Raw genomic sequence first — 15,852 nt, 5'->3', positions numbered from 1 at the left:
GGTTTTCCGGTTTTCCGGTTTTCCGGTTTTCCGGTTTTCCGGTTTTCCGGTTTTCCGGTTTTCCGGTTTTCCGGTTTTCCGGTTTTCCGGTTTTCCGGTTTTCCGGTTTTCCGGTTTTCCGGTGAAACGGGCCACTCGGCCGAGCGGCGCGCAAGCCCTCAAATGCCGCTATTCCCCACCCGCATGGCAGCTTTCCAGCCCCCGAAGCAAAACCCCCTCGCCTGCCCGGGCATTTTGCGGTATAAAATAGTTTAATACTAAACCAATTCACTCACCCGTGAGGAGGATGCGAATGGCCGCCGCCAAGAGCACAAAGAAATCAAACACTTCCAAGGAAGAACTGCTCACCTATTACCGCGAGATGCTGCTCATCCGCCGATTCGAGGAAAAGGCCGGCCAGCTCTATGGCATGGGGCTGATCGGCGGGTTCTGCCACCTCTATATCGGCCAGGAAGCCGTGGTGGTCGGGCTCGAAGCCGCCGCCGAAGAGGGCGACAAGCGCGTCACCTCCTACCGCGACCACGGCCATATGCTCGCCGCCGGGATGGACCCGAAAGGCGTGATGGCCGAACTCACCGGCCGCGAGGGCGGTTATTCCAAGGGCAAGGGCGGCTCGATGCACATGTTCTCGGTCGAGAAGCACTTCTATGGCGGTCACGGCATCGTCGGCGCGCAGGTGCCGATCGGCGCCGGCCTCGCCTTCGCCGACCGGTACAAGGAAAACGGCCGCGTCACCTTCACCTATTTCGGCGATGGCGCGGCGAACCAGGGCCAGGTTTACGAAACCTTCAACATGGCCGCGCTGTGGAAGCTGCCGGTGATCTTCGTGATCGAAAACAACCAATATGCCATGGGCACGGCGCAGGGCCGTTCCACCTCCACCCCCGATATCTACACCCGTGGCGAAGCCTTCGGCATCCCCGGCGAAGCGGTCGACGGGATGGATGTGCTGGCGGTGAAGGAGGCGGGCGCGCGCGCCGTCGCCCACTGCCGCGCCGGCAAGGGCCCCTATATCCTTGAGATGAAAACCTACCGCTACCGGGGCCATTCGATGTCGGACCCGGCCAAGTACCGCACCCGCGAGGAAGTCCAGAAAGTGCGCGAAACGCAGGACGCCATCGAACATGTGCGCGAGCTGATCCTGCAGGGCAAACATGCGGGCGAGGATGAGCTCAAGGAAATCGACAAGGAAATCAAGGGCATCGTGAACGAAGCCGCCGATTTTGCCCGCGAGAGCCCGGAACCGGGCCTCGACGAGCTCTGGACCGACATCTACGCCTGAGGAGACATCACAGATGGCAACCGAAATTCTCATGCCAGCCCTCAGCCCGACGATGGAAGAGGGCACGCTGGCGAAATGGAACGTGAAAGAGGGCGATACCGTCACCGCCGGGGACGTGATCGCCGAGATCGAAACCGACAAGGCGACGATGGAATTCGAGGCGGTCGATGAAGGCATCGTCGGCAAGATCCTCATCGCCGAAGGCACCGAGGCGGTGAAGGTGAACACCCCCATCGCCGTGCTGATCGAAGAGGGCGAAAGCGCCGAGGATGCCGCGGCCTCCGTCACCGCCGCCCACGACGTCACCCACGAACAGGGCGCGGGCCATCACCCGGAACCGGCGGCGGCCAGGCCGGTGGAGACCGTGGTGCCGAGTGATCCCGAGATCCCCGAGGGCACCAAGATGCGCGAGATGACGGTGCGCGAGGCCCTGCGCGATGCGATGGCCGAAGAGATGCGCGCCGATGACAGCGTGTTCCTGATGGGCGAGGAAGTGGCCGAATACCAGGGCGCCTACAAGGTCAGCCAGGGATTGCTCGACGAGTTCGGCGCCAAGCGGGTGATCGACACGCCGATCACCGAGCACGGCTTCACCGGCCTCGCCACCGGCGCGGCGATGGGGGGCCTGCGCCCCATCGTCGAATTCATGACCTTCAACTTCGCCATGCAGGCGATCGACCACATCATCAACACCGCCGCCAAGACGCGCTACATGTCGGGCGGGCAGATGTCGGTGCCGGTGGTGTTCCGGGGCGCTTCGGGGGCGGCTGCCCGCGTTGCCGCCCAGCACAGCCAGGATTACGCGGCATGGTATGCGCATATCCCCGGCCTGCATGTCGCCATGCCCTACTCCGCCGCCGATGCGAAGGGCCTGCTGAAAACCGCGATCCGCTCGGATACGCCGGTGGTCTTTCTCGAAAATGAACTGCTCTACGGCCATTCCTTCGAGGTGCCCGAGCTTGACGATTACGCCATTCCCTTCGGCAAGGCGCGGATCTGGCGCGAGGGGACGGACGTGACGCTGGTGAGCTTCGGCATCGGCATGGATTACACGCTGAAAGCCGCCGACAAGCTGGCCGAACAGGGCATTGCAGCGGAGGTGATCGACCTGCGCACCCTGCGCCCGCTCGACACCGCCACCGTGATCGAAAGCGTGAAGAAGACCAACCGCTGCGTCACCATCGAAGAGGGCTGGCCGGTGGGCTCCATCGGCAACCATATCTCGGCGGTGCTGATGCAGGAAGCCTTCGACTGGCTCGATGCGCCGGTGATCAACGTCGCCGGGAAAGACGTGCCGATGCCCTATGCCGCCAATCTCGAAAAACACGCGCTGATCACGGTCGACGAGGTGGTCGAGGCCGCCAAATCCGTGACCTACCGGTAAGGAGGGAGAGATGCCCACACAAATCCTGATGCCCGCGCTCTCTCCCACGATGGAGGAAGGCACGCTGGCCAAATGGCTGGTGAAAGAGGGCGATACCGTCGCCTCCGGCGATGTGATCGCCGAGATCGAAACCGACAAGGCGACGATGGAGTTCGAAGCCGTCGACGAAGGCACGATGGGCAAGATCCTCGTGGCCGAGGGCAGCGAGGCGGTGAAGGTCAACACCCCCATCGCCGTGCTGCTCGAAGAGGGCGAAAGCGCCGACGATATCGGCGATGTCGAGGCAGCACCAGCCCCCGCCGCGGATAGCAAAGCCGAAGAAAAGGCCGCGGAAAAGGCGCCCGAAGCCCCTGCCCCGGCAGCGGCCCCCGCCGCGCCGCAACGCGCCGATGGCGCGCGCATCTTCGCCTCGCCGCTGGCGCGCCGGATCGCCAAGGACAAGGGGCTCGACCTGGGCGAAATCGCCGGCTCCGGCCCGCGCGGGCGGATCGTGAAGGCAGACGTGGAAACCGCAGAGCCGGGCCCGGCCAAAGCCGCCGCCCCTGCCGAGGCGGCCCCGAAAGCCACGATGCCCGCCGGCGCCGATGCCGCGCAGGTGATGAAGATGTACGAGGGCCGCGCCTACGAAGAGGTCAAGCTCGACGGGATGCGCAAGACGGTCGCCGCGCGGCTCACCGAGGCCAAGCAGACCATCCCGCATTTCTACCTGCGCCGCGATATCCTGCTCGACGATCTGCTCGCCTTCCGTGCCCAGATCAACGCCCAGCTGGAGCCGCGCGGGGTGAAGCTCTCGGTCAACGATTTCATCATCAAGGCCAGCGCGCTGGCGCTGCAACAGGTGCCGATGGCCAATGCCGTCTGGGCCGGCGACCGGATCCTGAAGCTCACCCCCTCCGACGTGGCGGTGGCCGTGGCGGTGGATGGCGGGCTGTTCACGCCGGTGATCCAGGATGCCGAGGTCAAATCGCTCTCGGCCCTGTCGGCGGAGATGAAAGACCTCGCCACCCGCGCCCGCGACCGCAAGCTGATGCCGCATGAATATGTCGGCGGCAGCTTCGCCATCTCCAATCTCGGCATGTACGGGATCGAAAACTTCGATGCCGTCATCAACCCGCCGCACGGCGCGATCCTCGCCGTGGGTGCCGGTGTGAAAAAACCGGTGGTGAAAGAGGATGGCGAGCTTGGCGTGGCCACGGTGATGAGCGTGACGCTCTCGGTCGACCACCGGGTGATCGACGGCGCCCTTGGCGCCGAGCTTCTCGCCGCGATCAAGGACAATCTCGAAAACCCGATGGCGATGCTGGCCTGACCAAGCCCCGCCAAGGGCGCAGACAAACGCCCCGGCCTCGACGCGAGGCCGGGGCTTTTTTGCGTCAGTCCAGTACCTTGGTGAGCGTGAACACCCCGCGCATCTGGCCGAGCGCGAAGCCCCGCGCCATGTCGTCCGGGTAGAGTTCGGCCAGCCTGGCGACCACGTCGGGCTTCACCTCATCGCCGCCATGGCAGTTGAGGCAGGCCTCGCCGGTGGGGATCGCCTTGACCATGCGGAAGACGCGCGTGCCGTTTTCCTCGACGATCTCGGCCTTCGCCAGTGTCTCGGCGGCCTCACCCGCCGCCTCGCGGGCCACGAAATCCTCGATGGCGGCGGCGGTATAGGCGTCGGGCGCATTGTCCGGGCTGCGCAGCTTGTGGCTGGAGCGCCCGATCGTCCAGGCGCTGTCGGCAGAGGCCGCGGCGGCAATCGCCGGGGCCTTTTCGTTGCAGACCGATATCGCGTTGACCGGCCCGCCCGCCTGAATCGCGGCGCGCAACTCGCCCTGCAAGGTGCCGGAGAAGCTCTGGATCAGCGCCCCGGCCTCGCCGGTCAGCGCGTCGATGTCATCCGCCGCCATGGCGGGCAACGCCATGCAACCCAGCGCCCCGACAGAGGCCGCCATCATCAATCGTTTCATGTTTGTCTCCCATGAAGTTACCTCGCGCGCTTCGTGACCATGCCACGGATAGGTTACGCCCGCCGGCGCGGGTTCCGTCGCGCAAATGGCGCGCTGCGACAAACTGTCTGGGCCAATGGCGCGCGACAGGCCAATTTTCAGGGATGAGCGGCGACAAACAAAAAACCCCGCCGGCTGCGGTTGGGGCAATCCGGCGGGGTAAATTTCATCGGTCTCAGACGACCGCAATCGCCACAAGGAACAGGGCCGAGAAGCCGGCCACGGTGGCGATCCACATACGCAGCATGTTCGTCTCCCACGTCAGTGAACGGGCGGAGACTGGAGCGAGTCGCAAAGCCTGTCATCAACCAGTGTGAAATCAGGAGGTTATCGGCGGAACTTCGCCAAAAGGTCAGCAGCCTTCATCGAGTGTCTGACGCATTTCGGCGGAGGGATGCTCGCAGCCCGCGCCGCCCACCACCTTGGCGGGCACCCCGGCCACGGTGGTGGCGTCGGGCACATCTTCCAGCACGACCGAGCCCGCCGCGATCCGCGAGCAGCAGCCGACACGGATATTGCCCAGCACCTTGGCGCCTGCCCCGATCAGCACCTCGTTGCCGATCTTGGGATGCCGGTCGCCGTCTTCCTTGCCGGTGCCGCCGAGCGTGACCGAATGCAGCATCGAGACATTGTCGCCGACCACCGTTGTCTCGCCGATGACGATGGAATGGGCGTGGTCGATCATGATCCCTTTGCCGATCTTCGCGGCCGGGTGAATGTCGATCCCATAGACCTCGGAGGCGCGCATCTGGTGGAAAAAGGCCAGATCCTTGCGGCCCCGCTTCCACAACCAATGCGAGACGCGGTAGGCCTGCATCGCCTGGAATCCCTTGAAATAGAGGATCGGCTGCAGCAACCGGTGGGTGGCCGGGTCGCGTTCCAGCACCGCCATCAGATCGGCGCGCGCGGCCTCGGCCAGAGTGGGATCGCTGGCATAGGCTTCATCGGCCACCTCGCGCAGCACCAGCATCGACATCTCGTTCGACGCGAGCTTGGCGGAAATCCGGTAGGACAGCGCCTTTTCCAGAGAGCTGTGATGCAGCACGCAGGAATGGATCAGCCCGCCCATCAGCGGCTCACGGCCCACGGCCACCTCGGCCTCGGCGGTGATCCGGTCCCAGACCGGATCAATGACAATCGGTTTTGCGCGGGTCTCGGCCATGCGGCCCTCCTGTTCTTGCCGGGCTTATATACGACAGATATGGTCGGATTTCCAAACGCAAAGGCGTGACACCGCGATGGATCAGGAAAAACGCGCCGGATACCGCGCACGGCTCGCCGCGATGCTGGCCGGGCTCGACACCGAAGACGCGCTCGGGGCCGAGGGGCAGAAGACCGTCGAGCTCGATCAAGGCGCCGTCGGCAGGCTCAGCCGGATGGATGCGCTGCAGGGCCAGGCGATGGCCCACGCCACCCAGGCGCGCCGCGCCGCCACCCGCCAGCGCATCGCCGCCGCCCTCGCGCGGATGGACGAAGGCGAGTTTGGCTATTGCACCGAATGCGGCGAAGAGATCGCGCCCGGGCGGCTGGATTTCGATCCGGCCATACCCACCTGCATCTCCTGCGCGCAGGGCTGAGGCGCATCGCGGCGCAAAAAAGCCCCCGCCAACCAGCGGGGGCTTCCGGCATCCGGTCAGACCCGGATTATTTCGACAGCGGCCCGATCATCATGATCATCTGGCGGCCTTCCATCTTCGGCATGTTCTCGACCTTGCCGAGTTCCTTCACATCCTCGGCCACCCGTTCGAGCAGCTCGCGGCCAAGATGCTGGTGGGCCATCTCGCGGCCACGGAACCGCAGCGTCACCTTCACCTTGTCGCCTTTTTCAAGGAACTTCACCACGTTGCGCATCTTGACATCGTAATCATGCGTGTCGGTGTTCGGGCGGAACTTGACCTCTTTGATCTCGATCGTCTTCTGCTTCTTGCGGGCCTCGGCTTCGCGCTTCTGGGTCTCGTACTTGAACTTGCCGAAATCCATGATCTTGCAGACCGGCGGGGCGGCGTTGGGCGAGATTTCGACCAGGTCGAGGCCGGCTTCTTCCGCGAGCTGCATTGCGCGCTCCGGCGTGACAACACCGATATTTTCGCCTTCGGCTCCGATCAGCCGGATTTCAGGGGCGCGGATTCGGTCATTGACCCGGGGGCCAGTATCACGAGTCGGCGGGGCATTGTGCGGTCTGCGGGCTATGGTGGCGATCCTTCTGTGGTTTTCGCAAGTCTTCGGGCGCAGAAGGTAAAGCCCGGACCCCCTGCTTTCAAGCCGATTTCTGCCAAGGGGAAGCGGCATGCAAGGCTCCCCTTGCTCTTGCCCCGTGGAAACGGTTTGAACGATGCAGGAGAGACGGGGCGCGGGGTGCGCCCTGCCGGACAGAGAGGATTGGGTCATGAACAAGACGTGGATTGCAATTATCGTAATCGCCGTCGTGGCTATCGGCGGCTACGCCTGGTGGAACGCCCAGAATGACAAGCTGATGTCGGACCAGGCTCAACCGGTCGAACCGGCGGCGTCGACCGAGACCGAGACCGCGCCGCAGGACGATGGCGCGGCGGCCGAAGAGGAAACCGGCTCGATCGCCGACGAAGCGGCTGAAGCCGTTGAAGACGCTGCCGGCGCGGCGGCCGATGCGGTCTCCGATGCCGTCGAGGGCGCGGCCGAAATGGCGGACGATGCGGCAAACGCCGTTGAAGACATGGCCGAGGAGGCCACCGACGCGGTGACCGGCGCCGCCAGCGACGCCGCCGATGCGGTGGGCGAAGCCGTCGATGCGGCGGGCGATGCGGCCTCCGACATGGCCGACGACGCCGCCGGGGCCGCGAACGACGCCATGGATGCGGCCGATGACGCGATGGACGCTGCCGGCGATGCAATGGACAGCGCCGGCGACACGATGGAGAGTGCCGGCGACACGGCGGCTGACACCGCCACCACGATGGCCGACGAAGCGATGTCGGTCACCGATCTGCTGTCGCCCGAAAGCTTCGACGCGGCCAAGCTCATCGAGACGGTGCGCGCCAGCGATCTCGGCGAGGCGCAGAAAACCGCGCTGATCGGCGCGATCGAGCAGGCCGGCGACAACCCGGATCTCATTCCGGGCGTGATCGACCAGATCAAACAGGCAATGGGGCTCTGACCGCCCTGCGGGAGCCGGGGCAGCCCGGCTCCCGAACCCATGTTGCACCCACTGCGCGCTGGCCATAGGGTCGCCGCGTCGAGGGAGTGATGATGCGCGATTTGAAGCCTGGGATTCTGTTTTCTGTCATAGCACTGGCTGTTGCCGCCGCGCCCGCCTCGGGGCAGGACGGGTCGGCGATTACCAATCCCCCATCCGCAGGCGCGCCGGGGCTGGAGCATGACATCACGCTGACCGTTCCCCTCTCGCCTGAGGTGGACCCTGCCATCGCCGACGACGTGGCCTATATCGTCGCGGCGGGCTGGCTGGCGAAAGGCCCGCCACCCGCGGTGGACGGCCCGGCTGACGCGGCCACCAAGACGCCGCGCGCAGCGGCAACCGAAACCGCCCCCCTTCCCGTCCCCGACAGCGCCGACGCCACGCCAGAACCCCCGGCGATGCCGGGCGAGCCTGAAGAAAGCTATGCGCTCGGCCTCGCTCTGGTGGCCAACGGCGCCGAAGCCGACGCCGCCACCGCGATCAACGCCTTCCGTATCGCCGCCGAAGCCGGGATCGCCGGCGCGCAGTTTGAGCTGGGCTGGGCCTACGAGACCGGGCGCGGCACCGATGCCTCGATCCCCGATGCGGTGCGCTGGTACGAGAAGGCCGCGGCGGCGGGCGAGGCGCGGGCGATGAACAATCTGGGCTGGCTGCTGGCGCAGGGCCAGGGCCTGCCGCGCGACGTCGCCCGGGCCCTCGCGCTCTACACCGAGGCAGCCAATGCCGGCGAGGCGAGCGCGATGGGCAACCTCGCCTGGATGATGGAAAACGGCATCGGCATGGCGCAGGATCTCGACGGCGCCGCGCGCTGGTACCGCCGCGCCGCCGATGCGGGCGATACCCAGGCGATGCTGAGCCTCGGCAATCTCTATCTGGTGGGCGACGGCGTGACGCAGGATACATCCGAGGCCATCGCCTGGTTTGCCCGCGCCCGCGCGGCGGGCCGGGTCGAGGCGCTCTCCTATATCGGCGAGGTCTTCGAAAAATCCCCCGACCGGCGCGATCCCGACCGGGCCGCCGGCTTCTACCTGCGCGCGCTCGAAAGTGGCGATAACTGGCCCGAAACCCGCGCTTCGGCCGCCTGGGACGGCGACACCGCCATCGCGCTGCAACGCCTGCTCGCGGCCCGCGCGCTCTATTCCGGCCCGCTCGACGGCAAGGTCGGCCCCGGCACCCGCGCCGCCATGCGCCGGCTGCGCTCCAACTAGGCGGCGCGCTGCGGGCCGGACGACCGGCTTGCCTCGCCAAGCCGCAACGCGATGGCGAGCGCTTGGGTCAACTCCGTTACACTGAGGCTGAAGACCACCTCGGCACCGCGCCGATGCCGGCGCAGCAGACCGCCGCGTTCCATCTCGCGCAGATGATGGGCGAGCGACGAGTCTCGCAGCCGGGTACGATCGGCAAGCCTTCGAAAGCCACGCCCGGCCCCCGGATCCTGCGCGAGAAGACGAAAGATCATCGCCCGCCGTGGATGGGCAAGGGCCTTCATGCTGCGTGCCAGGGATTGGTCGTCAATCATCGTAAACCTTTCCGAATGTACATGGTTCGTTCCGGATCAATTCATGACGGGAAATGGTTTCGGAAAGATTGACAGGGCAGGAAAACCGGCGAAGCGGATCACATTCCGGTTTTCCGGTTTTCCGGTTTTCCGGTTTTCCGGTTTTCCGGTTTTCCGGTTTTCCGGTTTTCCGGTTTTCCGGTTTTCCGGTTTTCCGGTTTTCCGGTTTTCCGGTTTTCCGGTGAAAACTGCTCCTACATCATTGTTTGTCAATAACTTTCTCAAGCACGCTGAAAGCCGCGTCCCGGCGAGAGACCCTTTAATACAGCCAGTCTCACCGCGCCCGCGCCACCAACGCCTGCAGCACCAGCCCCAGGCACGCCGCATAATCCGGATCGTCGAGATAGGGCTCGGCCATGCGCGGACGCGACATCGCCACGCTCATCAGGCTGCCGCAGCCCAGATGCGGATGCGCGCGGCCGGTCGTCTTGCGGTAGCTATCGGCCCGGTCCGCCTCTTCCAGCATCCTGGCGAGGAGCATGGGCCGCGCCTCCGGCGGGGCGGCAAGCAGCGCCAGCCCCGCCATGGTCAGATCGCCGTGCAGAACCGGGCGCATCTCACCCCGCCACCGCGATCCGGCGGAACGGGCCGGAGCCGACCCGCGCCGAAACCTGCGCCACCTCGATGGCGAAGGGTCCGCTCACCCCATCAGCCGCGCGCATCGCGGCGCTGTATGTCCAGGCCGGGGCCGTCACCTCGGCCTCGCGCAGCACACTCTGCCCCACCATCACCCGCAGGGTGTAGCGTTCGGCCTCCTCGCCCAGCGGCACCTCTGCCGAAAGCCAACCGTCACCGTCGATCCGGGTGCGGCGGATCCAGCTCACCGCCAGATCGCCGCCCGCCCAGCGCGCCGTGAGGTGCACCGGCGCGAGCGGCCGCAGCCCCACCCCCTCGAAGGCATGGGCCGCGTGTATATAGGTCTCGTCGTCATAGCTGCGCGCGGCGGGGCCGATGCGGAAATCGCGTTCCAGCCCGCGCAGGCCAGCCGGGTGCGGGATCTGCGCGACCGCACCATCGAGCATCACCAGGTAGGAGCCGGCGGGCCAGACTTCCGGCATCAGCGCATCTGTCCCCGCTTGCCCGCGCAGCCGGCCGGTGATCTCCCACAGGTCCTCGTCCACCAGCTCGGCGGTGGTGAACTGAAACACCTCCCAGTTGCCGGGGCTGCCATCGCCGATGGCCGCCGCATTGGCGCCGGAAAGCACCCGCGACAGCGCGGCGGACGACAGATCGCCCGAACTCATCCGCACCCGCAGCGCCGGGCCACGGTCGATCACGCCGGCGCGCGCGCGGGGCAGCGCCGTCTCGCTCACTCCGATCCGGGCGGCCACGCCGGCCAGATGGATCAGCTTGTAGCCGGCCTCCCCCTGGCCGCGATACACCGCGACCGGCCCCGGCCAGGGCAGCGCCGTCACCGCCAGATGCGGCGCATGGGGCACCTCCTCGCCACTCAGCAGCGGCAGATCGAGGAACAGCGGCAGCACCGGCACGGGCGGGGTGTAATCCGGCATCTCCACCGCCAGCTCCAGCGCCTCGGCGGGGCGAAAAACGCCCGGCTCCACCCGCACCGCGCGGGCAAGCGCGCCCATCCCCTGCTCCAGATGGTCAATGCGGAAATTGCCCGCCCCTCCGGGCAGATCGAGCCGCACCACATCGCCCGCGCGCCAGCCAAGGCCGGAGGGCGGCAGGGCGAAGCGCGCGCCGTCGCGCGCCACCCGCGCCTCGGCCAGCCAGCGCTCGGTGATCGCGCGCCCCTCGGCCCCGGTGAGCACCATCGCCAGCTCGCTTTGAGACACCGCGTGCGTTGCCTCGTCGGGAAAGATCGCCTCGACGGCCCGGGTCTCGTAGCCCGCATCCGCCTCGATGAAGTTGAGCCGCACCCGCCCCGCCGTCTCGGCCTCCGGCGCACGGGAGACTTCCATATGGCCTTCCAGTTCCTCGTTCAGCGCCAGCCGCGCCTGATCGAGCCCGCCATCGGCCAGCCCGGTGCGGCTGAAAAACGTCAGAACGCCATCGCGCTCGGCGGCTTCGAAGCCATGCGCCAGCATCAGCGGCTGCAGCGCGTTGCGCCCGCCCGTCACCTCGTTCACCGCATAGCCGCGCACCACGCCGTAGAGGCGCGACACATCATGCGCCGCCACACCGGAACGGGTGCAGATCTCGCTCGCCACCGAAGCGAGCGAGCGGTTCGCCTCACGCCCGTTCAGCCAATGGCCGCGCCGGTAATTGTCACCGTCCGACCACAGGCCCCGCCGCGCCGGAAACCACGGGAAGGGCCGCGCGTCCCAGGCCCAGACATGGGCGCGGCTCATATCGAGCATCCGCACCCCGCTTTCGGCATCCACCGGATTGTTGGCCGGATCGGCCCAGAACTCGTTCAGCGCCCGCAGATAGCGCATCTGGATGAAGTCGTCGCGCGTGCCGTCGGAGTATTTCGGCAGGGTCGATTCCGAGCTTTTCGGGTCGAGGAACTTGTTGGGCTGGTTGGTGCCCTTGTCGATCGCGGCGCAACCGATCTCGGTAAACCAGATCGGCTTCGATCCGGGCACCCAGTCGGTCGGTTGCGCCGCGCGCGCGCCGTCTACCCGCTGGTGATGGGCATTCCGCCACCAGCCCGGCAGATCCTTGTAGCGCCAGACCCAGGGTTCGTCATGCGCGCCATCGGTGATCGGCGTGCGCAATTGTAGCGCCTCGGCCTCGGGGGCGTGATAATACCAGTCATAGCCCTCGCCGCCGAGGATATTGGCCTTGAGATAGTCGAGATCGTAGATCGAGCCCCAATGCGCGTCGGCGTGATCCGCCCCGTCACGCCAGTCGGAGAGCGGCATGTAATTGTCGATACCGATGAAGTCGATCTCATCATCGGCCCAGAGCGGATCGAGGTGGAAGAACAGATCGCCATTGCCCGGGTGAAAGCCGAAATATTCCGACCAGTCGGCGGCATAGGAGATCTTCACCCCCGGCCCCAGCACCGCGCGCACCTCGCCCGCCAGCGCGCGCAGCGCCGCCACCGCCGGGAACACATCGCGCGCGCTGCGGATCTGCGTCAGCCCGCGCAGCTCGGAGCCGATCAGAAAGGCATCCACCCCGCCCGCCGCCTGGCACAGATGCGCGTAATGCAGGATGAACCGCCGGTAGGACCATTCGTCCGGCCCGCTGTAGCTCACATCATTACCGGAAACGGCGAAGTCGCCCCGCGTGGCGGTGCCGAAAAACGCCGCCACCTCCGCCGCCGCCGCGCCGGTCTGGTCGGGCGACCCCGCCACACCGGGCGCGCGCGAGGTGGTGATCCGCCCGCGCCAGGGCAGCACCGGCTGGCCGCTGTCGCCCGTCCAGGGGTTCAGCAGCCCGTTGCCCGCCATCTGCGTCATCAGGATGAACGGGTAGAAGGTCACCGCCTTGCCCGTCTGTTTCAGCGCCCGGATCGCCTGCACCACCGAGCGATCGGTGGGGGTGCCGCCATAGACGGGCCTGCCGCCATCGCGCGGCACCAGCCCCGCGCCCGCGCGCCCCAGCCCCGATACGCGCCACGGCATCTCGTGCCCGTCATCCTCATGGCGCTCCACCAGCGGCCTGATCTCGCATCGGTGGCAGCGCAGATCGTCGCCGAACCACGACACCACGAGCGAGGCCGCCTCCAGCCCGGGCAAAGCCTCGTCGAGCATCTCCAGCGAGGCGGCGAAATCGGTCTTGCCGAGCGGCGTGTTCTCGTTCAGCGGGCGTTTCTCGCCCGGCTTCGTCCCGGCATGGATCCGGCGCGTCGCCAGCGCGTATTCGCCGGTGCCCGGAATGATCGCCACCGCCTTCGTGCCCCGCGCGATCTCGGCCACTTCGTCGGGCTGCTCGGGGCGGATTACCTCGAAATTCAGCACCGGCACCCGGTTGCCGAAGGCGGTGATGTCGAGATCCTCGATCACCACATAGGCCACGCCGCGATAGGCCGGAACATTGCCCGCCCCCTTCACCGCCTCGATCTTCGGATCGGGCATCTGGCTTTCGCTGCCGGGGTAGACGCGCATGTTGAGCCGCTCCGGCGCGATCTCGTCGCCATCGGCCCAGACCCGGCCCACCCGGGTGATCTCGCCCTCGCAGAGCGCGATGGCCAGGCTCATCGTGTAGCGGTACTCCACCGTGGTCGTGCGGCTCGTCCCCTGCGCGGCGCCGGTCAGCACCCCCTTGCCGGAGCCGCCGTCGCTTTCCTCGCTGACGGTGGCATGCTCCTTCACGCCGGAACTCCAGATCACCTGCCCGCCCATCCGCATCCGGCCATAGACCCGGGCAATCGGCGCGCCCTCCGACACGCCGGTGAGGCGGAAGCGGTCCACCTTGCCCTGCTCCACCGTTTCCGAGCCGCCGCCCATCACCGCCTGGTCGATCATCGAGCCGGCAATCGCACCCGCCGCCCGTCCGATCACCACCGACGAAAGCCCGAGAAATCCGCCGCCGACAGAAGCCCCGATCGAGGCGCCCACCGCCGAGAGAACAATCGTCGCCATGTCTTACCCCTTTGAAGGAAACCTGAAATACGCCACGACCCGCCGCGCCCAGGGCGGCGTCAGCGGGCTTTCCAGCACCGCATGGCCGGAATAGGCATGGATAAAGCTGGGCGCCGCCCCGGTTTCGGCGAGAATACCCAGATGCTTGGCCACCGCGCCGCGCCGCATCCGGAAAACCATCACGTCGCCCGACCGCTCTGCGCCGGGAGGCACCGGATCGAGCCAGGCCGCTGCCGCACGCAGCAAAAGCTCCTCGCCCCCCGCCTCCGACCAGTCGGGCGTATAGGCAGGCACCGCCACCGGCTCGCCGCCCAGCACCTCGCGCCACACGCCCCGGATCAGCCCGAGGCAATCCGCCCCCGCCCCCCGGCACGAGGCCTGATGCACATAGGGTGTGCCGATCCAGCCGCGCGCCGCCGCCACGATCGCATCGCCACTCATTTGCCGCCCCGCTCGCTCGCCACGCCGGTACGCCGCACCGGCAGGGAAACCTGCCGATCCTCGCCCGGAATATCCGGAAAGCCCCGGAAGTTCAGAAGGTTGCCAAACTTCGCCTTGCAGGTGGCGGCGGTCTTGTCGCAGCCGGCCTCCAGCCGCACGGCATCGCCCGGCGCAATCTCCGCCCGCAGGCTCTCCCACAGCTCGATGCCGCGCAGCCCGCCGCTCAGCGTATCGCGCCGGATCACGCCCACGAGCCCCGCCGCCGCGCCGCTCTCGACCACCAGCCGCCCGCGGGCAAACCAGCCATCGGCAAAGCCCGCAAACCCGCCCAGCCGCATCACCCGCTGGTCCTCAAGCGCCAGAACCTCGCCGCTGCCGGAAAACGCCGGATTGCCCAGATCAGCCCGGCAGGCCCCATCGCCCAGAACGGCGGCGCATTGGGTCTGGTAGACCCGGCCCTGAAGCCGGTTCAGCGCCTCGCTCAGCCCCACCAGTTCGGCCTGAAACGCACCGCCCGCCCGGGTGATCTCGCCCAGCGTGCCGCGAAACTGCATCACCCGCTGCTCCGGCGCCGCCCAGTTGACGAGCCACGCCTCCACCGCCGCGCCGTCGAAGCGCCCGGCGCGGATATCGGCCTCGCTCACCGCCGCATCCGACAGCGCCCCCAGCGCCTCGGAATTGTCGATGGACAGCCCGGTGGTCTGCTGCAAGGCCCGCGCCGTCAGCCCGGTATCGGCCTTGAAGGCGATCCCGCCAAAGGCGATGTCGCGGTCATGATCGGTGAAGCCGTAAACCGTGCCGTCGCGCCGGGTCAGCGCCCAGCAGCGCGCCAGCGTGGTCACGCCCGTGTCCAGATGCGCCTGGAATGCGTCCGCCAGCGCCATCAGATCCGCAGCTCCACCACCGGCACCGAGGGCACATCGCCCGCCTGAAACGAGGCGACCGAGGTCTGGATCCGGTCAGTGTCGAAGCGCACCGGCACGTCGAACTCGAAGCCCGCCGTAATATCCGCTCCCGCGGCGGGCGCATCGGCAAAAGTCACGATGCCGGTGGTCTCGTCCACCGTGTAATGCACCGTCTCGATCAGCGGATCGCCCTGAAGCCCGAGCTTCACGCTGCCCGCCACCGGCTTCCGGATCGGGCGGGCATAGCCGTGCGCGCCCGATTTGTAGGTCTTGATCAGTTGAAACGCCGTGGTCTCGCCATCGCCCCAGGCGATAAGCTGGTCCTGATAGGCCGCCGCCCTCGACGGCAGGCCCGATTTGAAGTCGGCCCAGTCCTTCCAGCGAAAGCCGAAAAGCTGGCCTTGCCGCGCCTCGAAAAAGGCGATCAGCACCTCCACATCGTCGAGCGAACGCATCGACACGCCCGCATCGTAGCGCCGGCGCGAATGCGCCCAGGGCGTGTTGCGTTCCTCGTAGCCATTGGCCAGCGTCACCACCTCGGTGCGCCGCTCGGGGCCGCCCACCGAGCCGAAGCTCAGGCTCGGCGGAAACCGGATTTCATGAAAATTCATCGCCTCGCCTCC

General features: G+C 67.1%; 17 protein-coding genes. 7 read left to right on the top strand and 10 right to left on the bottom strand.

Annotated elements, in window-relative coordinates; translation table 11 throughout:
* The 4 genes from QMG28_RS13240 to QMG28_RS13225 all read left to right on the top strand — a co-directional run.
* Positions 1 to 255 (top strand): hypothetical protein (locus tag QMG28_RS13240; protein ID WP_281842782.1); only part of this gene is annotated, 255 nt, incomplete at its 5' end.
* 37 nt (positions 256 to 292) lie between these two features.
* Positions 293 to 1,282, top strand: a complete 990-nt coding sequence (pdhA, locus tag QMG28_RS13235; RefSeq protein WP_281842781.1) for a pyruvate dehydrogenase (acetyl-transferring) E1 component subunit alpha — start codon at positions 293 to 295, stop codon at positions 1,280 to 1,282.
* Between the two features lie 13 nt (positions 1,283 to 1,295).
* On the top strand, positions 1,296 to 2,666 hold the full coding sequence (locus QMG28_RS13230; protein WP_281842780.1) for a pyruvate dehydrogenase complex E1 component subunit beta: 1,371 nt from the start codon (positions 1,296 to 1,298) through the stop codon (positions 2,664 to 2,666).
* 10 nt (positions 2,667 to 2,676) lie between these two features.
* Entirely contained in the window at positions 2,677 to 3,975 is a 1,299-nt protein-coding gene (locus tag QMG28_RS13225) for a pyruvate dehydrogenase complex dihydrolipoamide acetyltransferase (RefSeq protein WP_281842779.1), read from the top strand.
* 64 nt (positions 3,976 to 4,039) lie between these two features.
* Here QMG28_RS13225 and QMG28_RS13220 read toward each other — a convergent pair whose 3' ends face one another.
* Both QMG28_RS13220 and cysE read right to left on the bottom strand, forming a co-directional pair.
* A complete protein-coding gene (locus tag QMG28_RS13220; protein ID WP_281842778.1) occupies positions 4,040 to 4,618 on the bottom strand; it encodes a Tll0287-like domain-containing protein in 579 nt (192 codons plus the stop codon).
* Between the two features lie 391 nt (positions 4,619 to 5,009).
* A complete protein-coding gene (gene cysE, locus QMG28_RS13215) occupies positions 5,010 to 5,819 on the bottom strand; it encodes a serine O-acetyltransferase (protein ID WP_281842777.1) in 810 nt (269 codons plus the stop codon).
* 76 nt (positions 5,820 to 5,895) lie between these two features.
* Between cysE and QMG28_RS13210 the strand changes: the two genes are divergently transcribed.
* Entirely contained in the window at positions 5,896 to 6,234 is a 339-nt protein-coding gene (locus QMG28_RS13210; RefSeq protein WP_281842776.1) for a TraR/DksA family transcriptional regulator, read from the top strand.
* 67 nt (positions 6,235 to 6,301) lie between these two features.
* Here QMG28_RS13210 and infC read toward each other — a convergent pair whose 3' ends face one another.
* Positions 6,302 to 6,946: a translation initiation factor IF-3 gene (gene infC / locus QMG28_RS13205; protein WP_434784444.1), complete on the bottom strand. Its 645-nt coding sequence runs from the start codon at positions 6,944 to 6,946 to the stop codon at positions 6,302 to 6,304.
* 97 nt (positions 6,947 to 7,043) lie between these two features.
* Between infC and QMG28_RS13200 the strand changes: the two genes are divergently transcribed.
* Positions 7,044 to 7,790 carry a hypothetical protein gene (locus QMG28_RS13200; RefSeq protein WP_281842775.1) on the top strand — a complete coding sequence of 249 codons (747 nt, stop codon included), beginning with the start codon at positions 7,044 to 7,046 and terminating at the stop codon, positions 7,788 to 7,790.
* A gap of 92 nt (positions 7,791 to 7,882) precedes the next feature.
* Entirely contained in the window at positions 7,883 to 9,037 is a 1,155-nt protein-coding gene (locus QMG28_RS13195) for a tetratricopeptide repeat protein (protein WP_281842774.1), read from the top strand.
* Here QMG28_RS13195 and QMG28_RS13190 read toward each other — a convergent pair.
* The 7 genes from QMG28_RS13190 to QMG28_RS13160 form a co-directional block, all read right to left on the bottom strand.
* On the bottom strand, positions 9,034 to 9,318 hold the full coding sequence (locus QMG28_RS13190; RefSeq protein ID WP_281842791.1) for a helix-turn-helix domain-containing protein: 285 nt from the start codon (positions 9,316 to 9,318) through the stop codon (positions 9,034 to 9,036). The two genes, QMG28_RS13195 and QMG28_RS13190, sit on opposite strands and share 4 nt — an antisense overlap.
* Positions 9,319 to 9,384: 66 nt before the next feature.
* A complete protein-coding gene (locus QMG28_RS13185) occupies positions 9,385 to 9,600 on the bottom strand; it encodes a hypothetical protein (protein WP_281842773.1) in 216 nt (71 codons plus the stop codon).
* Between the two features lie 61 nt (positions 9,601 to 9,661).
* The gene (locus tag QMG28_RS13180; protein ID WP_281842772.1) at positions 9,662 to 9,943 is read right to left on the bottom strand and encodes a DUF7742 family protein; all 282 of its coding nucleotides are present in this window, start codon (positions 9,941 to 9,943) and stop codon (positions 9,662 to 9,664) included.
* Between the two features lies 1 nt (position 9,944).
* Positions 9,945 to 13,883, bottom strand: coding sequence for a baseplate multidomain protein megatron (locus QMG28_RS13175; protein WP_281842771.1), 3,939 nt, complete (start codon positions 13,881 to 13,883; stop codon positions 9,945 to 9,947).
* A gap of 3 nt (positions 13,884 to 13,886) precedes the next feature.
* Positions 13,887 to 14,324, bottom strand: coding sequence for an NlpC/P60 family protein (locus tag QMG28_RS13170; RefSeq protein ID WP_281842770.1), 438 nt, complete (start codon positions 14,322 to 14,324; stop codon positions 13,887 to 13,889).
* Positions 14,321 to 15,208, bottom strand: coding sequence for a phage/gene transfer agent baseplate hub protein (locus QMG28_RS13165; protein WP_281842769.1), 888 nt, complete (start codon positions 15,206 to 15,208; stop codon positions 14,321 to 14,323). The genes QMG28_RS13170 and QMG28_RS13165 overlap by 4 nt, the downstream gene beginning before the upstream one ends.
* Positions 15,208 to 15,840 (bottom strand): DUF2460 domain-containing protein, encoded by a 633-nt coding sequence (locus QMG28_RS13160; protein ID WP_281842768.1) that lies wholly within the window; start codon positions 15,838 to 15,840, stop codon positions 15,208 to 15,210. The genes QMG28_RS13165 and QMG28_RS13160 overlap by 1 nt, the downstream gene beginning before the upstream one ends.
* Positions 15,841 to 15,852: the final 12 nt, after the last annotated feature.

It is taken from the genome of Sinisalibacter aestuarii, from assembly GCF_027923545.1.
Lineage (GTDB): Bacteria > Pseudomonadota > Alphaproteobacteria > Rhodobacterales > Rhodobacteraceae > Sinisalibacter > Sinisalibacter aestuarii.
This window is presented reverse-complemented; position numbering and strand designations above follow the sequence as displayed.

What these genes read in the sequence shown, in the direction of transcription:
- QMG28_RS13180 (WP_281842772.1), bottom strand. Translation starts at nt 9,943, where the DNA reads ATGCGCCCGGTTCTGCACGGCGATCTGACCATGGCGGGGCTGGCGCTG.
- infC (WP_434784444.1), bottom strand. Translation starts at nt 6,946, where the DNA reads ATGCCGCTTCCCCTTGGCAGAAATCGGCTTGAAAGCAGGGGGTCCGGG.
- QMG28_RS13225 (WP_281842779.1), top strand. Translation starts at nt 2,677, where the DNA reads ATGCCCACACAAATCCTGATGCCCGCGCTCTCTCCCACGATGGAGGAA.
- QMG28_RS13195 (WP_281842774.1), top strand. Translation starts at nt 7,883, where the DNA reads ATGCGCGATTTGAAGCCTGGGATTCTGTTTTCTGTCATAGCACTGGCT.
- pdhA (WP_281842781.1), top strand. Translation starts at nt 293, where the DNA reads ATGGCCGCCGCCAAGAGCACAAAGAAATCAAACACTTCCAAGGAAGAA.
- QMG28_RS13200 (WP_281842775.1), top strand. Translation starts at nt 7,044, where the DNA reads ATGAACAAGACGTGGATTGCAATTATCGTAATCGCCGTCGTGGCTATC.
- QMG28_RS13170 (WP_281842770.1), bottom strand. Translation starts at nt 14,324, where the DNA reads ATGAGTGGCGATGCGATCGTGGCGGCGGCGCGCGGCTGGATCGGCACA.
- QMG28_RS13210 (WP_281842776.1), top strand. Translation starts at nt 5,896, where the DNA reads ATGGATCAGGAAAAACGCGCCGGATACCGCGCACGGCTCGCCGCGATG.
- QMG28_RS13175 (WP_281842771.1), bottom strand. Translation starts at nt 13,883, where the DNA reads ATGGCGACGATTGTTCTCTCGGCGGTGGGCGCCTCGATCGGGGCTTCT.
- QMG28_RS13160 (WP_281842768.1), bottom strand. Translation starts at nt 15,840, where the DNA reads ATGAATTTTCATGAAATCCGGTTTCCGCCGAGCCTGAGCTTCGGCTCG.
- QMG28_RS13220 (WP_281842778.1), bottom strand. Translation starts at nt 4,618, where the DNA reads ATGAAACGATTGATGATGGCGGCCTCTGTCGGGGCGCTGGGTTGCATG.
- QMG28_RS13165 (WP_281842769.1), bottom strand. Translation starts at nt 15,208, where the DNA reads ATGGCGCTGGCGGACGCATTCCAGGCGCATCTGGACACGGGCGTGACC.
- QMG28_RS13190 (WP_281842791.1), bottom strand. Translation starts at nt 9,318, where the DNA reads ATGAAGGCCCTTGCCCATCCACGGCGGGCGATGATCTTTCGTCTTCTC.
- QMG28_RS13230 (WP_281842780.1), top strand. Translation starts at nt 1,296, where the DNA reads ATGGCAACCGAAATTCTCATGCCAGCCCTCAGCCCGACGATGGAAGAG.
- cysE (WP_281842777.1), bottom strand. Translation starts at nt 5,819, where the DNA reads ATGGCCGAGACCCGCGCAAAACCGATTGTCATTGATCCGGTCTGGGAC.